We start from the raw sequence: 18,011 nt of genomic DNA on the forward strand, positions 1-18,011 counted from the left end.
ACTTTTCTCAAGCCATACAACAACGCTTATGTTCGCTCGCAATGACGAAGTGATACCTACGCAACAATGCCATAAAAAGCATTTTTTGTTCCATTTAACAATAGTAGATCAAACTGCAAAAAGGCATTGCTCAATAACTATTGATATTTTTCAAAGCTTCTGTCATTGCGAGGAAAAACTGCAAGTTTTGACGAAGCAATCCAGTCAAAAACTCTGATTTATAGAATTTTTTTAATTATTTTCTGGATTGCCGCACAGTCTACGACTGCTCGCAATGACAAAATCTATACTTATTGAGCAATGCCTACAAAAAAATACTTAAGAACTTGCAATTTCTTTAACATTAACGATTTTATGATTTCGCTTAGTTAAAAATTCTACTCTACCTTCTATCAAAGCGAATATTGTATGATCTTTGCCAAGACCTACATTCGTTCCAGGATAAATTTTTGTGCCGCGTTGTCTTACTATAATATTACCGGGTATTACATATTGTCCATCGGCTTTTTTAACTCCCAGCCTTCGACCGGCCGAGTCTCTTCCGTTCCTAGAACTACCACCGGCTTTTTTGGTTGCCATTTTATAATTCCTTTTAAGTTATTATTATTGTTTGGTAATATCTAATATTTTTAATTCCGTCAGTTCTTGACGATGACCGGCTTTACGACGATAATTTTTTCTACGCTTTTTCTTAAAGACTATAATTTTATTATCTTTAAGTTGGTTAGTAATTTCAGCCGTAACGACAGCCCCTTTAACTATTGGAGTACCAATAAAAGAAGGCTTTGAGTATTCGCCAATCATTAAAATTTGATCAAACTGAATTTTAGAGCCAAGTTCTCCATCAATTTTTTCGACTTTAATAATACTATTTCTGTCTACTTTATATTGTTTTCCACCTGCTTTTATAACTGCGAACATGAAAACTATCTCTTTAAAAATTTATAAATATTTGTCGTATTATATTATTATATTAGAAATTAGTCAATGATAATATTATGTTATGTCTATTAACACAAATATAATTGCGTATTGAGTTACCGCAGCAAATATTGCGGCTAACAAATCATCAAGCATAACGCCGATACTGCCCTTAATATTTTTGTCAAACCAATTAATAGGCCAGGGTTTTACTATATCAAAAAATCGGAATAGACAAAAAGGTAATATGAAAAGTAATATAATATTTATTGTTAGCGGACTAAAATATTTAATTAAATGCGATTCGTTAGCAAATAAAGCAGAAAAAAATACTAAAACGATAGTTAGCATTTGCCCTACTACTTCATCAATTACCACTTCTTTGGGGTCTTCTGAATTTGTATAATTTAAATATATTTTAGTAAAATAAGTGCCGAGTATTAAGAGTATCAAACATAGGCTAAAGCTTATAATAAATATACTGACAAGTTGAGCTTCACCGAGAGTAAGATTTGAGAAAGGAATGATTATTTTGTTATTAACAATAAAATATATTAAGAAGTAAGTTAGAGGGAAAGCGGCAATTGATCCAAAAGTGCCTGTACAGTATTTTATTTTCCCTATATAAAAAAAAGTAGCAAAAAATTCTGAAAATTGTTTTTTAGTAAACATTTCTTTAATTATTTTATCCTAGATTAGAGCTATAATATCTTATATAATAAAATTTTAACTTATACAGCAAAAATATCATGGGAATGAGCTTTAGCCATTTATTAATAGTTTTATTAATTATTTTTGTATTATTCGGTGCCGGTAAATTACCTCAAGTTATGTCCGATTTAGCCAAAGGTCTTAAAGCTTTTAAAGATGGCATGAAAGATGACGGTAGTGATAACGATAAAAATAAATAATTAACTTGATGTCTCTTTGTCATCCCGTGGCTTGACCACGGGATCCAGTAAAAAATACTAAAATTACTAGTATCATAAATTGTGTATTTTTTTGGATACCGCGATCAAGTCGCGGTATGACACTGAAAAAGCTAAATCACACAACAACGCCCTAATTCCCTGAAACAGTAGAATATACACCATTCTCTTTCCTGATAATGTCATACCGTCTCTGTGCTACTCCGTCGATGAAATGAATATTACCGGATAAACCTATATAAGGTTGTCTACTGTTCATTCTATTTAGAAACCTTTCAGATGCAAATTCATTGCCTATATAGTTTGCAGTCATACGTCCTAAATCATAAGAAAGAAGATGCATGAAGCCCATATGGTTAATACCTAAGTCTTTTGCCCTATCCGGAACGTTGCTATTGAGTAAATTTAAAGAACCGGTAAAGCTAATATCGATATTTTCAGGGTAATCGATATCAATACGATTATCACCGATTAAAATAGCTTTTTTATCTAAATTATATTTACGAATGCTATCGGCAAGTATGTTTAAATTTTTTGGATCATCTGATAGATAAATAACCGGTTTTGTTGTATCGCTACGCTCATTTATAATATCGGTATTGTCTGAAATATTTCTTGCGGCTTTTGCTATAGATTCAGGATTATCCTCATAGAATTCGGTGCGTGATAATGATGCATTTTTCTGAATCAATATATTTTGCATTACTTGACTAATAGTCTGTGAATGTTTCCCTTTAGGTAATAAAGCCATAAAATCTTTATGGTCGTTACTTGCGTAATAATTGATGATGCGTATCAGTTGTTTTAAAGGTGCATGACCGAATACAAATAATTTATCTTCTGCAAGAGCCGGGTTATTTGACATGGTTATTATAATAATATCATTAGCTTTTGCTTTTTCGGCTATTAGAGAGGTAAAGTTAGAATATAGAGGACCTAAAATAATCTTAGTTTTACGTGCTACTATTTTATCCATAGCGGCTAAAACATTTTTTTCATCTGAACCGTCGTAAGAAGTAACATGTATGTAAGATTTAATCCCGTCGTTAAGTCCTATTTTAATTAAATCTTTATATTGTTTCCCGACAATACTATCAGGACCCTGATTTGGCATTAAAATTGCAATCTCAATTTCTTTTTTAGGAAAACTTATAGGTTCTTCTTTAGGAGTTTGACAGGACGTTAAATATATCAAGCAAAAAAATGATAGAACGATTCGTAGTTTATGTTTTATACTAGCCATAATATTACTTAAAATTTAAAAATTATGATTAGACATCTTTCCAAACCAGCTTATAGAGAGGGATTTAAAGGAGACACGGAACACAGCACCGCAGCGTATATAGACATACGTGAGGATGCGAGTACCGGATCGACGTCTAAATTACCTCTAGAAGCGAAGTTTGGAAAGATGTCTTTAAAGCCGGGATTATATATTGTTTCAACACCGATCGGTAATTTTGAAGATATAACGCTTCGTGCTATATCGACTTTAAAAAATTCGGATATTATCTTATGCGAGGATACTAGAATATCACAAAAATTGCTAGCAAAACATGACATTCATACAAAATTACAAATTTATAATGATCATAGTGACGAGAAAGATAGAGAAAATATCATAAGTTTAATAAAATCGGGCAATATAATAAGCTTAATTTCTGATGCAGGGACTCCTTTAATTTCCGATCCCGGCTATAAGTTAGTTAGAGATTTGTGTGTTCTTAATTGTCATATAGACGTAGTACCAGGGGTATCTGCACCGGTTACTGCTCTAACTTTATCAGCTCTTCCTACTGATCGATTTTTATTTCACGGGTTTTTACCTAAAACTATAGAAAGTAAGAAAAAGATTTTTTCTGAATTAGTAAATCTTAAGGCTACATTGATTTTTTTTGAAACCGCTCCTCGTTTGATAAACACCTTATCGGTAGCTAAGGAAATACTAGGAAACCGAGAAATATGTGTAGCTCGTGAGTTAACTAAACTGTATCAGGAAATAAAAACAGGGGATATAGATGAAATAATAGAGTTCTATCAAAATAATATTTTAAAAGGTGAGATAGTATTGTTGATTTCAGGAAATATACAAGAACAAAACCAACAAAAAAATTTAGAAAAATTTATAGAACTTTGCTTAAGTAAAAACTTAAGTAGCAAAACCACTACCGAACTTGCTTATGACAAATTCAAAGATGTTTATAGTAAGAAAGAAATATATAGATTAGTGAATGAGAGTAAGTAGATGTAGGCGTTGTGGTATGATTCTTATGTCATTCCTGCGAAAGCAGGAATCCAAAAAAAAAGTATAAATACAGCAAATTTTTAAAATTAAAAGCTCGATATATCTCGCTTTATGCTGGATTTCCTGGGCTCTGGATAATAAGTGTGTAAATTCTAAAATAGGCATTAAATTCGCCCCTCAAATTTTATCAAAAAGTGAGCCATGGCCTCTCCCCAATTTTGGATAGGCATATTCCATTTTCGCGTAATATAGTCAATTGTCAAGTACAAAGTCTTAAATACAGAGTCGTCGTTAGGAAAACCCCTTTTGTTATTAGTAACCTTGCGTAATTGACTATTTAAACCTTCGATTGCATTGGTTGTATAAATGATACGCCTAATCACTTCTGGGTATTGTAAAAAAATTATCAAATTCTGCCAATTATTTTGCCATGATTTTGCAATATGTGGGTACTGTTTGCCCCATTTCATATCAAAATCAGATAAGGCAGTAGTGCTTCATCCTCAGTGATAGAGCTGTATACTAGCTTCAAATCTGCTGCAAGTTCTTTACGATCTTTATAGCTTACATATGACAAACTATTTCTGATTTGATGTACAATGCACAGCTGATGCTCAGTTTGTGGATATACTGCAGATATCGCCTCACTCATGCCCGTTAGATTATCGCTACAAGCAATTAAGATATCTTTTAATCCCCTGTCTTTCATTTCAGTAAAATTATTTAACCAAAATTTAGCTCCCTCATTCTCGCTAATACACAAGCCTAAAATATCTTTCCTTCCGGTTAAATCTACACCTAAAGCTACATATACTGCCTTATTGATAATTCTCTTATCTTGACGTACTTTAACTATAAGTGCATCAAAATATACTATAGCATATATGGCTTCCAGAGGCCTATTCTGCCAACTCCTGACCTCATCCATAACATTATCGGTAACCCGACTAATAAGGCTTTCACTGTTCTCTGCACCATATAGCTCATGAATCTGAATCTTAATGTCAGAGAGGCTCATCCCTTTAGCATATAAGGATAATATCTTCTGATCTAATCCATCAATCCTAGTCTGACGCTTTGGCACTAGTACAGGAGAAAATTCAGCATTTCTATCACGTGGTACTTCAAGTTCCAATACTCTACCTTCAGTAATTAGGCTTTTTTTGCATACACCATTTCTACTATTGTTAGTCTCTATCCTGCCATATTTGTTATAGACAAGATGTTCATCCATCTCAGCTTTTAAGGCTCTTTCAAATATATTTTTAGTTAACTGCTTTAATATCCCGTCTTTGGCAAAAAAACTCGTTAAATCAGTATCTTTATCTATTAGCAAATCTACTGCTTGTTTTATCTTCTCTTGGTTACTGTTACTCATGTTATTCCTGATAAATTATATTATTGTTAATATAACCTATCCTAGAAATTTACACACTTAGTGAGACAGCACCGATTCCTGCTTTCGCAGGAATGACATTATACGGCAAGTATATTTTAGTGACAGCCGCAACCTTTTTTAAGCTTATTTCTTTCTGCCGAGTCCTCAAGTTTTTTACCAGCTGCCTGCATATCTTGACCTGCACCTTGCATTGTATTACAAGCACTTGTTAAGAAAAAGCTACAGCTACTAATATAGAAGTTATAAGTGCTGAACGCATAAATTTACCTTTATCAAATTGAGCTTAGATATTATGAAGTAAGCAAAAAATTGTCAACTTGAAAATTATTTTTTACATATGCATTCTTAACTGAAAGATAGATAGAAATGCCATAAAAATACAGACAATAGGATTAAATTCATACTTACTATATTTTTCTTAAATCATCTAATATAAAATTTTCAAGAAGACTAGTGTTATTAGACTTTTACATAAACGATTAATATTAACTTCACTAGCGTCTATAGAGAGAATACTTGCTATTCTAATAAAAACTTTAAAATCCTCTATTTTTTCCTCTATATAATCCCAGTTCGTTTTTAGTATAAGGAAAAACTTATTACGTTTAATTAGGTATCGCATCATATTTTTTGTATCATCCTGTTTAACTTCTTTTAATGAGGATGCCGTAAGTTCAGAAATGTCTTTTTCTATAAATTCTTTTACTCTTAAAATAAATGCTTCTAATGCAGGACGTATTGTAAAGCCCGGTTTCCATAGTATTAAATCATCTAATGTTTCAATATCATAGTTTTCGATAGTATATTCTTTTTCGTTTGGTAAGGGAGGGGTGCTTAATGTAGTAGAATGTAATTCTTGTTCCTTATGAGTTTGATCAAAATATTTATTTATTATAGTGTCAACATCACAAAAATTACCGAATTTCTCTTTAAAAATTTCTATTACCTTATCTAACGGTATGTATATATCGGTTTGTCCTCTATTACTTGTTGCCATAGTAAATAAAAACTTACCGAATAATGACTGGATAGTATCTGGAATTCTTGAACTTGGGTTATCGGTATGAAGAGTTCGTACTTCTTTTAATTGTGCTTGTGCTAGGCGTTGGTTATTATCGGTATCTAGATGAATTCCTAAATCAAATATTTTATTAATAAAGCTACTTATAATTTCTGGGGAACTATCTTTTGTTATACATATATCACATAGATCGGTTAAGTCGTTACCCAAATTAAAATATTCGGTTATTCTATCGGAAAATCCAAAAGTGCCTACTTTATATTGTGTTATTTCCTCAATATAATAATTAATTATAGTGTTTTTAGCAAAGTTCATTTTTATAAAGCAACCTAGTTGTTTGTCTTTTTCATTTAAGGTTGCTTCCATAAATATTTTTAAAGCTTCTAACTCATTTGGAACAAGTTTTTTTATTCTAGTTAATAATATTTCCTGATTAGCTCGTTGTGATATTTGTATGGGTTGTTCTAATATACTATTTGCCCATTCTACCGCAGCTTCCATCTGTCCTTTGGAAATATCCCCTAAAACTAATGCATATGGTTGTAATCTGTTTTCCAATAAGCAGGCTATAGCTAAAATATATTGATGATAATCATACCCTTGTGTTTTATCATTAAAAACAGTTTTTATCCCTTGTAGATTATCGGTATATAGTTGTAATATATCTTTGCACTTGTGTTCTGATTGTGGTTCACGATAGTAATTTAAGTTTTTAATTAATTCAAAGCTTTCTGTAGTATGCATGGTAATCAAGTCACCGAATAATCGAAATCCTATATTGTTTTGACAATATTGAATAGGTGTTTCTGTTGGTGTGTCGGCGTAATTCCATGAACAATTATCTAAATCTTGCGACACGATATCCAAAAAAGGATATGCCTGTATTAATTTAACAGCTTCTTTATAAGTTGAGTTCCAAGAATCTAAACTAATTTTATCTGGAACAATTTCAAGTTTAATAAAAATTCCCATATAAATACCTTTGAATATAAAGAATTATTTGTATTTAGAGCTTTAGTAAATAAACACTAATATAATTCTTTTTTATTGATTACATTTTAGTTTGCTGAAAACATAACATCACTTATTTCTAAAAGATAATTAAAATTAAGCTCTGTTATGTAAGAAAAGTGTATTTAACATTATTTAATTAAATATGCAAATTATTTTTGCAATTAATAACTGAAAAACTATTTTTTTAAAGTATTATTATCTGAATTATAATACTCACAATACTCTTTAATAGGGCAGATGTCGCAATCGGGTTTTCTAGCTTTGCAAATATATCTACCGTGCAGAATTAGCCAGTGATGGGCATGAGTTAACCATTTCTCATTAATAATTTGCAGTAGCTCTTTTTCTACTATTTCAGGACTATTACCTTTAGTAAGCCCTATCCTTTTGGCTACTCTAAAGACATGTGTATCAACTGCCATTGTCGGCATACCAAATAAGCAGTTTAGTACAACATTGGCAGTTTTTCTGCCGACGCCTGGCAGTTTAACTAATTCCTTAAAATCATTTGGTACTGAAGCTTGATAATTGCTTATCAATATTTTACATAATGCGATAATATTTTTTGCTTTGCTGTTAAATAGTCCGATAGATTTTATATATTTTTTAAGCCCGTCTTCGCCGAGTTCTAAAATTTTTTCCGGTGTATCATAAGTTTCAAATAAAGATTTAGTTGCTAAATTTACTGATATATCGGTGGCTTGAGCAGATAATATTACGGCTACTAATAAGGTAAAGTCATTCTTATATATTAATTCAGTTTTTGGGCTTGGATTGTCCTTGCTTAGAATCTCAAAAATTTTATTAACTATTTGTGCTTGCATGATGTATTATGAAGAGTATATTTTAGAGAATAATATTTATATCAGGTTTTGAATGACGGAAAATAAAAATTTTGAATTTATAGCAAATGAAATAAAAAATAATAAAGTAGTGCTGTTCATGAAAGGTACTAAGGAAGCTCCAATGTGCGGCTTTTCTGCTAAAGTAGTAGCTATTTTGAATAAATTAGGTGTAGAGTTTCGTGATATTAATGTATTTGTTAATCCGGAATTTCGTGAAGATTTAAAAAAATTTAGCGATTGGCCAACATTTCCACAATTATATATTAACGGGGAATTAGTCGGCGGTTGTGATATTGCAACGGAGCTATACAATAATGGCGAGCTTGAGAAGATGTTGAAGAGTTGAGATGTCATTCTTAACGTCATTGCGAGGAGGCGTTGTTGCGTGGACCAACTTCACCTCTGTTATCCCGTGGCTTGACCACGGGATCCAGTTAAAAATACTAAAATTATTAGTATTTTTTGTTGTTTTTATGGACCCCGTGGTCAAGCCACGGGGTGACACAGTGGGTTTTACCGGTCTACGCAACAATGCCTTACGAGGAAAGGCGATGCCTTGACGTGGCAATCTCATGAAGCAGTACTAAATTCCTGAGATTGCCGCACTCGCTTGCTCGTTCGCAATGACGGAAAAACAGCAAATTTATATAAAAACTATGAACAAATATTTAGAATACCCAGAAGTAGAAAGTAAAGAGCAGCCGCCGAAGAAGCTAGTAGTATTACTGCACGGTGTCGGCTCAGACGGACATGATTTAATAGGACTTGTGCCTTATATCAAAAATGATTTACCCAATTGTCATTTTATTTCCCCGCATGGTATCGAGGCTTATGATATGATGCCTTATGGTAGACAATGGTTTAGCTTGCAAGACCGTAGTCCGCATATTATTGCAAAACTAATTGCGAATAATATTTCTAAACTTGAAGATATAATAAAGCAAAAACAAGAAGAGCTAAATCTAACCAATAAAGATACTATTATTATCGGTTTTTCTCAAGGTACGATGATTGGTTTATATTTAACTCTGATTCAGCGAGAACCGTTTTTTTGTACTATAGGTTTTTCGGGTGCATTAATTCCACCTATGGAAGTTAATAATAAGCTTACCCCTATATGTTTAATTCATGGGGAATTAGATGAGGTGGTCGGTGTTAGCGAGATGTATAATGCTTCAAATTATTTATCTAAGCTTCATATAGAGCATAGCGGGCATAAATTAACATCGCTTACTCATTCAATAGACGGACGAGGACTTGAGATTGCGATTAATTTTATAAACACATGTCATACCGCGACTTGATCGCGGTATCCAGTCTTTTTTATTTTTTTGGATACCGTGGTCAAGCCACGGTATGACAATGAGAGCGTTGAAGCATGCAACAAAATCAAAACATATGAGGATGAATGAATATTTTTAATAATAATTTACACGAAACGGATAAAGAAATTAATGAAATAATAAAGCATGAAAAGGCACGTCAAAATAGCGTAATTGAGCTTATTGCATCAGAGAATTTCGTAAGCCCCGCAGTGCTTGAAGCTCAAGGATCGATTCTGACTAATAAATATGCTGAAGGATATTCCGGTAAACGTTTTTATAATGGTTGCGAAGAAGTCGATAAAGCTGAGAATTTAGCTATAGAACGAGTAAAAAAATTATTTAACTGCAAATATGCAAACGTGCAACCTCATTCAGGCTCACAAGCAAACCAAGCCGTGTATCTCGCTTTATTACAGCCGGGTGATACAATTCTTGGCATGTCCTTAGATAGCGGCGGGCATCTAACGCACGGTGCAGCCCCGAATATGTCCGGTAAATGGTTTAACGCCGTTTCTTATAGCGTAAATAAAGAGACTTATTTAATCGATTATGATGAGATTGAACGCTTAGCGGATTTGCATAAACCAAAATTACTTATAGCCGGTTTTTCTGCTTATCCTCGTAATATTGATTTTGCAAGATTTAGAGAAATAGCGGATAAAGTAGGAGCTTACTTTATGGCAGATATTGCTCATATTGCAGGACTTGTTGCCACAGGCGAGCATCAAAGTCCTATTCCTTATGCTCATATTGTTACCTCTACCACTCACAAAACGCTCCGAGGACCGCGAGGCGGTTTAGTTTTATCTAACGACGAAGAGATAGGTAAAAAAATAAATTCTGCATTATTTCCAGGACTACAAGGTGGTCCGTTAATGCATATAATCGCCGCAAAAGCCGTAGCTTTTTTAGAAAATTTGCAGCCTGAATATAAAAGCTATATTAAGCAGGTAATAAGTAATGCTAAAGCTTTAGCAAGTAGCTTGCAAGAAAGAGGATATGATATATTAACAGGCGGTACAGATAATCATATTGTTTTAGTAGATTTGCGTAAAGACGGGATTACCGGAAAGCTTGCTGCTAATTCTTTGGATAGAGCAGGGATTACATGTAATAAGAATGCTATCCCGTTTGATGAAACTTCGCCTTTTATCACTTCAGGTATTCGTCTTGGCACTCCGGCATGCACTACTAGAGGATTTAAAGAAAAGGATTTTGTATTAGTCGGTCATATGGTAGCAGATATTTTAGACGGCTTAAAAAATAATGAAGATAATAGTAAAGCTGAACAGAAAGTATTAAGCGAAGTAACAAAACTAATTAAATTATTTCCGTTTTATGACTAATTTAAACAAAAGACCGGAGTGGATAAAAGTAAAAGCTCCGAATTCCGCAGAGTATTATAATACAAAAGATTTAATAAAGAATCTGAGATTAAATACTGTGTGCGAAGAAGCTGCTTGTCCTAATATTGGTGAGTGCTGGTCAAAAAAACATGCAACCGTGATGATTTTAGGTTCGGTTTGTACTAGAGCTTGTAGGTTTTGTAATGTCAAAACCGGTAGACCGGATTTACTTGATCCGCATGAGCCGCAAAGGTTAGCGGAAGCGGTACAAAAGTTAAATCTTACGCATGTAGTAATTACTTCCGTCGATCGTGATGATCTTGATGATGGTGGAGCTACGCATTTTGCACAGTGTATTAGCGAAATTAGAAAATCATCGCCAAATACTACTATTGAGATTCTAACTCCTGATTTTTTAAGAAAAGAAGGAGCAGCCGAAATAATAGCTAATTCAAAGCCTGACGTCTTTAACCATAATGTCGAAACAGTACCGTCTTTATACAAAACGATTAGACCTGGAGCTAGATATTATAATTCTTTAAACTTACTTCACAATATCAAAAAATTATCTCCTGAAATTTTTACAAAATCCGGTATGATGGTAGGGCTTGGGGAAGAAATAAGTGAAGTAGTCCAAGTTATGGATGATTTAAGAGAAGCAAAGGTTGATTTTCTAACTATTGGGCAGTATCTGCAACCTACCAAAAATCATGCTGAGGTCGCAAAATATGTTACTCCCGAAGAGTTTAAATATCTAGAGCGAGTAGCAAAAACAAAAGGATTCTTGATGGTTTCGGCAACCCCGCTAACCCGTTCTTCATACCATGCCGATAAGGATTTTCAAAAATTAAAAGAGAATTATCAACAGCGTCATTGTGAGGAGGCATTGCCTGCGTGAATCAATTTCACCTCTGTCATCCCGTGGCTTGACCTATAGTACCGGACAATTTTTAAAAAGCTCTCGATGTCATCCCTGCGAAAGCAGGGATCCATGATAAAAAAACCTTGATTTCAAAGATTTTTTTATTAGATAATTTTTTTTCAAATAAAGCTTTTTTAAAGCTCGATTTATCTCGCTTTATTTTGGATTCCTGCTTCCGCAGGAATGACATAAAGTGAAAATTGTCCGGTACTATGGGTCAAGCCACGGGGTGACAGTGAAAAGTACTGGATTCCCGCCGTTGCTGGAATAACATTGATGTGATAGGATTAAGAAATGATAAACGTAGAAATCATAAAAAATTACAACAAATGGCGTGAGCATAAGCAGATAAATAAGAGTTTAATCAAAAAAATAACTCAAAATATTTTATTGCGGTTTGATAATTTTAGTAAAATAAAACAATTTGAATTATCAATTTTACTAACAAATACTGCAGAAATATTGACCTTAAACAAACAATTTCGTAATATAGAAAAAGTTACTAACGTTCTTTCTTTTCCAAGCAACGAATTAAATTGCAACGAATTAAATTGGCAGGATTTATATTCTAAACTTGAATTTTTAGGCGACTCTGATTGTATGCATTTAGGTGATATAGCATTTTGTTATGAGGTAATATATAATGAATCGTGCGAGCAGCAAAAAAATTTTGAGAATCATTTTATTCATCTTTTAATACATAGTATTTTACACTTAATTGGGTTTGATCATCAAAATGACACAGAAGCAAATATTATGGAAAATCTAGAAATTGAAATATTATCATATTTCGGTATTTCTTCCCCTTATTAACTAAATAAAAAAATTTATGTTAAAATCTTCAAAAAAAGAAGATTCTAGTAAAAAAAATCAAAATAATAAGTTAATTTTTACTGTACGAAAATTATTCTCTCCGATAAAAAATTTTTTTAGAAAAACAAAAACGCCTGATAATTTTTTTGGTGTCATAAAACGCCTTAAAATTAATAGCCAAAAAATGACTTTAGACGAGCGTAATATTTTAGCTAATTTATTGGAGCTAGAAGATAAAACTATTGAAGATATAATGGTACCGCGTTCCGATATTGCGGCAATAAAATTAACTACGAATCTAGAAGAATTAAGTGAGTCTATTAAGTTAGAAGTTCCACATACACGAACTCTTATATATGACGGTACTTTAGACAATGTAGTAGGGTTCATTCATATCAAGGATTTATTTAAAGCATTGTCTACAAAGCAAAACGGTCGTTTAAAAAAGCTTATACGTAAGCATATAATTGCAGCTCCTTCTATGAAATTATTAGATTTGCTAGCAAAAATGCGTCGTGAGAGAACACATATTGCAATAGTTGTTGATGAGTATGGCGGTACTGACGGTTTAGTTACTATTGAAGATCTTATAGAAGAAATAGTAGGGCGAATTGATGATGAGCATGATCAGCAATTAGATAGCGATAATTTCAAGGTTATTAATAACTCAACAATTATTTCAAATGCACGTGTTGAAGTAGAAGTGCTTGAAGAAATAATAGGAGAAAAGCTAAAAAATGATGATGATGAGTTTGATACGATAGGAGGACTCGTATTGACTAGAGTCGGTAGTGTTCCGGCTATCGGTACTAGAATAGATATTTCAGAAAATATTGAAATTGAAGTTACGGACGCAACTCCTCGTTCTTTAAAACAAGTCAAAATTAGACTAAAAAACGGCTTGAATAGTAATAAAATTTAATCTTAAATAAATATGAATTTATAGGCTATCTGTAAAGTTATTTTAATTAATAATTAAAGAGATTTTATAGCGAAAATTATAAATTTTTTACAGAAATAGCTGTTCCTATTTTAAAAAAACTTATAATTTGCAGCAAAAAAGAATTTAATTTATTTAGTATATTTCAGCTTGTGCTTCATTTCCTATCAGTTCCATCGGACTTTCTTGCGACGTTGCTTCTGTATAATGCTCATATGCTAGAATAGCTCCCATTGTTGCTACTACACCGGCACCACATTTGAGAATAAAAGCTGGAGATTTAAGTAAATCACCTGCTATCACATAAATTCCAACAGCACACGCTCCTACTACTGCAAGCTTACCATACCAAGGGGTTGTATTATCGTTTACTATATCATTGATTATTTCTTTAAGCATAGATATAAATCTATTAATTAATATTAAATTTTAGAAGTATAATATATAACTAAGTATTAATTGATTGTCAATGATAATTACCACGAAACATGGTAAAATGTAATTTTATAACATTATTTTTATTTGACTTAGCAGAGAAATTTGAGTTAAATATCGAAGCTCTATACATAAAAAATTATCGTTATGAATGAATTACATATTAAACTACAAAATTACAGTAGCACATATCCTGAAGAAATTGTTACAAAAACAAAAATGCTTGAATTTTTAAATGAATATGACAATCCTTTTAGCCGAGATTTACAAATAGGACATTTCACTGCTTCAGCTTTTTTACTTAATAATGATAAAACGAAATTTTTATTGATGCACCATAGAAAGCTTGATAAATGGCTTCAACCAGGCGGTCATTGTGATGGAGATAGTAATATATTAAATGTAGCGGTTAAAGAAGCTATAGAAGAATCCGGAATTAATGAGATTAAAACGATAAATAAGGAAATTTTTGATATAGACACCCATTATATTCCGCAAACTCATAAGGAGCCTGCTCATTATCACTATGATGTACGATTTTTACTAAAAACAGTAGATAATGATAATTTTATAAAAAACAACGAATCGAATGAACTTAAATGGTTTAACTTTTCTGATTATTCAAAATTAGATATTGAGCTAGAACGCTCTGTTATTAGGATGATAGAAAAGTTTATGAAAATTAACCATCCTGCTTGTTAAATATAAATTATTTCTCTATAATGCCATTATCTAGAATTTTTTCATTCCGTAGTAAGAATAAGGAAACTAACACTCCAAAAAAACCTCAAAATTACCTCATCCAAAGCCAATTAATGAGAGTGGACATGCAAACTCTCTAGCCGGCGAAGTTGTTACTATTAAACTTAATGATCAGTCTCATAATTTTATAAAGAGTGAAAAAGTTGTTCTAACTTCATTTAAGTCCGCTTCTCCTGAAAGTGATATTCAAAATATCTTGAATGAACTTGACGTTTTGCTAGATAACATTAAAATGGATATTAAAGCTTTAGGAGAGATTGATTCATAGTAAAATCGATAGTTTTATGCATGACTCTCAATGTCATTCCTGCGGAAGCAGGAATGACAATCATTATGCTATTTTTTGATATTCAAAATATATTTTCCTTACTGCATAAATCCACGCTAAGCATACAAAAGTAAATACCACCATTAGAATCGGTGAGATTGAGGTAAAAGTAGCAGTCGGAACTAAGGTAAAGATAATAGATTGTACAAGACCGCTAGAGGATTTGCCGACTTTCGCACTTATTACGTCAACCGCTGCTTTGCCTTTGGTTTTAAGTTCATCATCAAGCGGTATATATAACATTTCTCTAGAAGTATCCCATATAGAATATTTAGTACCTTTAGCTAAAATATTTTGAATACCGCCGATCGAAACGGCAAGAGCAAGCGGTGACATTAAAATTGCTCCATCAAATAATGATAAAATTTGTTGATCAAATACGATAAGTACAAAGAACAAAATGCCGGTCACCATTATTATAACCGGTGAAATAACTGCTGCTACAAACCAGTTGTGCATACGCATAACGTTATTACCGATGATGGTCATAACCATTATTGCAACGCCCGTCCACAGTATATACAGACTGTTAAATTCAGCATAGGTATTTACAGTCGGATATAATTCCTTAATTTTTGCTTTCCATACGGCTTCGACTAAGTTAATAGCAAATCCGAAAGCTGCCGAACAAATTAAAAGTAGCCATAAATATTTTGATTTCGCAATATATTTAAAGCTTTTAATCAGTCCCATCCGTTCTGAAGTTGATCTACCGCTTTTTGCTTTAGCATAAAATAACGGGTTAGTAAAAACGTTCTTGCTAATAAACCTAACTAACACACAACAAACAATAGCAACAATTGCTACAATTGTCGTGGATACTTGAACTAAAGTGATTTTACTATCCGAAATACTCATAAACTTCTTAATAATAGTATCTTCCGATGATAGATTCATCATTAAAAAGCCGACTAATATTAAAGAAGAGTTGCCAAATAGCGAAAAGAGAGTATAAAATCTTTTTGCTTCTTCGGTAGTAGTAAGTTCATTAGTGAACTGCCAAAATAATAATACGTAAAAAATATTAGGCCAAAGCTCGGCAAGGCTATAATATACTATATAACCCCAATTACCTACTAATGAGATATACCACTTAAAATGAGGATAGCGTTCCATCCAGTCAGCTAAATTATCGGGATGTACGTGAAAAACATGGATATTAGGATAGATTACAAAAGCAAATAAAACAAAAAAGCTGATGAAAAATGCACTTAAATAATAAAAGATCTTCTCAAAAGTAAGATGATTAATCATTTTAGCATAAATAATCACGAATAAGGCAGCTGCGGGCGTAACGCAGTAAACTTTAGCAAAACCTGCTATTTCTGCACTAATCTCGGAGATTAAAATACTGTCTTTTAAGATCCGTAAAATATTTTGATTGAATAGAATGCAAAACATTAAGGCACTCATCGGAATAAACTTTCCGAGTTCGTAATTATGCACAGGCCAAAATGCCGCTCTGAATTTGCTTTTAAACGATCGTGACGGTGAGGTACTTAGCATTATAAAGCCCTAAGGACAAAAAAAAAACTTAAGCACTTCAAGATTTTACGAAAATATATTTACAGATAACATCTTGGAGATGGTATACTGTTTATTACACTCTGAAGGTGCTGAAACTTATATAATGTATTTAGTCTTTTGTCAAGGATTATTAACATAAAATAATATATTTACAATGCAAAGTAACGATAAATATCAAGAATATTTTGATCTCTATAATAATTATATAAGGACGCATAATTTAGGTAATAAATATTTAGAATCCGGTAAAATAGTAATGCAAACTGAGCATTATAGGGTGTTGTATTACTCTTCAACCAATGTCATACCGTGGCCCCGCCACGGTATCCAAAAAAACATTAAAAAAGACTGCATCCCGCTACAAGCTCGCGGGATGACAAATCAATTTACCAATTTGCATAATAATACCTTCCTAATCATTCCTTCTATCTTCAACTCACCGGAAATATTTTTTTTAGCTCGTGACAAAAATTTTATTGAAAATTTGAGAAGCTATGGTGAAGTTTATTTAATAGATTGGCTAGAGATTGAGGAACCTAAATATTTACTAGATGACTATGTGCATAAAATAATTGAAGTAATAGATAATTTGAAAATTAAGGACATTAATTTAATAGGTCATTGTATCGGTGGTAACCTTGCGATAGCTGCAAAAATACTTATACCTAAATTTATAAAAACTCTGACTTTACTTACCTGTCCGTGGGATTTTTCTCATTTTTTCTATATAAGAATGTTGCATCGATATTTAAAACTAGATAGTGGCATAGAAAATTTACCGATAATTCCTAAGATTCATATTCAAATTTTATTTTTCCTGTTATTTCCTGATTATTTTAATGCTAAATTAAAAAAATTTTTCTCTATAACTTCCTATAAGGAGCAAGAATTAGCGTTTAGAATAGAACATTGGCTTATGTCGGGTAATAATATATCTAAAGGGGTTTATAATCAAATTATGCAAAATATATCAGATGAAAATATGTTTATAAATCTTAAATGGAAAATCGATAATTTTATTATTGATCCGAGTTTAATTGATTGCCCTGTATATATAGTAGGAGCGGAAGATGATCAAATAGTGCCTAAATCTTCCATTTTATCTTTGCAAAAATTATTAAAAAACTCTAAACTTATAGAAGTAAAAGGCGGACATATTAGCTATTTGATAAATGATAAATTAGATAAATTATTTAAGGAGTATGAGTGTTAATGCTATAGCTCAAAAATTTAAGCCCT

General features: G+C 32.2%; 21 protein-coding genes and 3 pseudogenes. 12 read left to right on the top strand and 12 right to left on the bottom strand.

Features of this window, described 5'->3' with window-relative positions; translation table 11 throughout:
- Positions 1–85 precede the first annotated feature (85 nt).
- Entirely contained in the window at positions 86–217 is a 132-nt protein-coding gene (locus AC5587_RS00820) for a hypothetical protein (protein WP_499162544.1), read from the top strand.
- A gap of 101 nt (positions 218–318) precedes the next feature.
- Here AC5587_RS00820 and rpmA read toward each other — a convergent pair whose 3' ends face one another.
- The 3 genes from rpmA to AC5587_RS00835 all read right to left on the bottom strand — a co-directional run bounded on the left by rpmA (position 319) and on the right by AC5587_RS00835 (position 1,593).
- Entirely contained in the window at positions 319–579 is a 261-nt protein-coding gene (gene rpmA, locus AC5587_RS00825; protein ID WP_499162545.1) for a 50S ribosomal protein L27, read from the bottom strand.
- Positions 580–603: 24 nt separating this feature from the next.
- Positions 604–921 carry a 50S ribosomal protein L21 gene (gene rplU / locus AC5587_RS00830; protein ID WP_004997480.1) on the bottom strand — a complete coding sequence of 106 codons (318 nt, stop codon included), beginning with the start codon at positions 919–921 and terminating at the stop codon, positions 604–606.
- A gap of 75 nt (positions 922–996) precedes the next feature.
- Entirely contained in the window at positions 997–1,593 is a 597-nt protein-coding gene (locus tag AC5587_RS00835; protein WP_499162546.1) for a phosphatidylglycerophosphatase A family protein, read from the bottom strand.
- Positions 1,594–1,670: 77 nt separating this feature from the next.
- Here AC5587_RS00835 and tatA point away from each other — a divergent pair, with 77 nt between their 5' ends.
- Positions 1,671–1,832: a twin-arginine translocase TatA gene (gene tatA, locus AC5587_RS00840; RefSeq protein ID WP_004997483.1), complete on the top strand. Its 162-nt coding sequence runs from the start codon at positions 1,671–1,673 to the stop codon at positions 1,830–1,832.
- Between the two features lie 151 nt (positions 1,833–1,983).
- Here the strand turns inward: tatA and AC5587_RS00845 are convergent, their stop codons facing one another.
- Positions 1,984–3,093 carry a penicillin-binding protein activator gene (locus tag AC5587_RS00845; protein ID WP_499162547.1) on the bottom strand — a complete coding sequence of 370 codons (1,110 nt, stop codon included), beginning with the start codon at positions 3,091–3,093 and terminating at the stop codon, positions 1,984–1,986.
- Between the two features lie 18 nt (positions 3,094–3,111).
- Between AC5587_RS00845 and AC5587_RS00850 the strand changes: the two are divergent.
- Both AC5587_RS00850 and rsmI read left to right on the top strand, forming a co-directional pair.
- Positions 3,112–3,270 (top strand): annotated as a pseudogene (locus tag AC5587_RS00850) (palindromic element RPE1 domain-containing protein); the annotation flags it as partial.
- On the top strand, positions 3,262–4,095 hold the full coding sequence (rsmI, locus tag AC5587_RS00855) for a 16S rRNA (cytidine(1402)-2'-O)-methyltransferase (protein WP_499162963.1): 834 nt from the start codon (positions 3,262–3,264) through the stop codon (positions 4,093–4,095). The pseudogene AC5587_RS00850 and the gene rsmI, both read left to right, overlap by 9 nt.
- 164 nt (positions 4,096–4,259) lie before the next feature.
- On the opposite strand, the pseudogene AC5587_RS00860 reads toward rsmI, so the two are convergent.
- The 4 genes and pseudogenes from AC5587_RS00860 to nth form a co-directional block, all read right to left on the bottom strand.
- Positions 4,260–5,473, bottom strand: a pseudogene (locus AC5587_RS00860) (IS256 family transposase).
- Positions 5,474–5,589: 116 nt separating this feature from the next.
- Positions 5,590–5,753 (bottom strand): annotated as a pseudogene (locus AC5587_RS00865) (entericidin A/B family lipoprotein).
- A 168-nt stretch (positions 5,754–5,921) separates the two neighbouring features.
- Positions 5,922–7,487, bottom strand: a complete 1,566-nt coding sequence (locus AC5587_RS00870) for a hypothetical protein (protein WP_499162548.1) — start codon at positions 7,485–7,487, stop codon at positions 5,922–5,924.
- 218 nt (positions 7,488–7,705) lie between these two features.
- A complete protein-coding gene (gene nth, locus AC5587_RS00875) occupies positions 7,706–8,353 on the bottom strand; it encodes an endonuclease III (protein ID WP_499162549.1) in 648 nt (215 codons plus the stop codon).
- A 52-nt stretch (positions 8,354–8,405) separates the two neighbouring features.
- Here nth and grxD point away from each other — a divergent pair, with 52 nt between their 5' ends.
- Positions 8,406–8,720, top strand: a complete 315-nt coding sequence (gene grxD, locus AC5587_RS00880; protein WP_499162550.1) for a Grx4 family monothiol glutaredoxin — start codon at positions 8,406–8,408, stop codon at positions 8,718–8,720.
- Here the strand turns inward: grxD and AC5587_RS00885 are convergent.
- On the bottom strand, positions 8,679–8,948 hold the full coding sequence (locus AC5587_RS00885; protein ID WP_499162551.1) for a hypothetical protein: 270 nt from the start codon (positions 8,946–8,948) through the stop codon (positions 8,679–8,681). The two genes, grxD and AC5587_RS00885, sit on opposite strands and share 42 nt — an antisense overlap.
- 82 nt (positions 8,949–9,030) lie before the next feature.
- On the opposite strand from AC5587_RS00885, the gene AC5587_RS00890 reads away from it, so the two are divergent.
- The 3 genes from AC5587_RS00890 (at position 9,031) to lipA (ending at position 11,943) form a co-directional block, all read left to right on the top strand.
- Positions 9,031–9,678: an alpha/beta hydrolase family protein gene (locus AC5587_RS00890; RefSeq protein WP_499162964.1), complete on the top strand. Its 648-nt coding sequence runs from the start codon at positions 9,031–9,033 to the stop codon at positions 9,676–9,678.
- A 104-nt stretch (positions 9,679–9,782) separates the two neighbouring features.
- Positions 9,783–11,045, top strand: a complete 1,263-nt coding sequence (glyA, locus tag AC5587_RS00895) for a serine hydroxymethyltransferase (protein WP_410526727.1) — start codon at positions 9,783–9,785, stop codon at positions 11,043–11,045.
- Positions 11,038–11,943, top strand: a complete 906-nt coding sequence (gene lipA, locus AC5587_RS00900) for a lipoyl synthase (protein WP_410526726.1) — start codon at positions 11,038–11,040, stop codon at positions 11,941–11,943. Before glyA ends, lipA begins: the two co-directional genes overlap by 8 nt.
- A 52-nt stretch (positions 11,944–11,995) precedes the next feature.
- Here lipA and AC5587_RS00905 read toward each other — a convergent pair whose 3' ends face one another.
- Positions 11,996–12,157 (bottom strand): hypothetical protein, encoded by a 162-nt coding sequence (locus AC5587_RS00905; protein WP_499162552.1) that lies wholly within the window; start codon positions 12,155–12,157, stop codon positions 11,996–11,998.
- Between the two features lie 104 nt (positions 12,158–12,261).
- On the opposite strand from AC5587_RS00905, the gene ybeY reads away from it, so the two are divergent.
- Together ybeY and tlyC are read left to right on the top strand one after the other, a co-directional pair.
- Positions 12,262–12,780, top strand: coding sequence for an rRNA maturation RNase YbeY (gene ybeY / locus AC5587_RS00910; RefSeq protein WP_499162553.1), 519 nt, complete (start codon positions 12,262–12,264; stop codon positions 12,778–12,780).
- Between the two features lie 16 nt (positions 12,781–12,796).
- Complete coding sequence (gene tlyC, locus AC5587_RS00915) at positions 12,797–13,702, top strand: hemolysin C (RefSeq protein WP_499162554.1); 906 nt, start codon at positions 12,797–12,799, stop codon at positions 13,700–13,702.
- Positions 13,703–13,855: 153 nt separating this feature from the next.
- Here tlyC and AC5587_RS00920 read toward each other — a convergent pair whose 3' ends face one another.
- Positions 13,856–14,119 (bottom strand): hypothetical protein, encoded by a 264-nt coding sequence (locus tag AC5587_RS00920; RefSeq protein WP_499162555.1) that lies wholly within the window; start codon positions 14,117–14,119, stop codon positions 13,856–13,858.
- Between the two features lie 366 nt (positions 14,120–14,485).
- Between AC5587_RS00920 and AC5587_RS00925 the strand changes: the two genes are divergently transcribed.
- Positions 14,486–14,857, top strand: a complete 372-nt coding sequence (locus AC5587_RS00925; protein WP_499162965.1) for an NUDIX hydrolase — start codon at positions 14,486–14,488, stop codon at positions 14,855–14,857.
- Between the two features lie 391 nt (positions 14,858–15,248).
- Here AC5587_RS00925 and tlc5 read toward each other — a convergent pair whose 3' ends face one another.
- Positions 15,249–16,751: a GTP/GDP exchange transporter Tlc5 gene (gene tlc5, locus AC5587_RS00930; protein ID WP_499162556.1), complete on the bottom strand. Its 1,503-nt coding sequence runs from the start codon at positions 16,749–16,751 to the stop codon at positions 15,249–15,251.
- Positions 16,752–16,926: 175 nt separating this feature from the next.
- On the opposite strand from tlc5, the gene AC5587_RS00935 reads away from it, so the two are divergent.
- The gene (locus AC5587_RS00935; protein ID WP_499162557.1) at positions 16,927–17,985 is read left to right on the top strand and encodes an alpha/beta fold hydrolase; all 1,059 of its coding nucleotides are present in this window, start codon (positions 16,927–16,929) and stop codon (positions 17,983–17,985) included.
- The last annotated feature ends 26 nt before the right edge of the window (positions 17,986–18,011 follow it).

This window comes from Rickettsia endosymbiont of Hedychridium roseum (assembly GCF_964028255.1).
Lineage (GTDB): Bacteria > Pseudomonadota > Alphaproteobacteria > Rickettsiales > Rickettsiaceae > Rickettsia > Rickettsia asembonensis.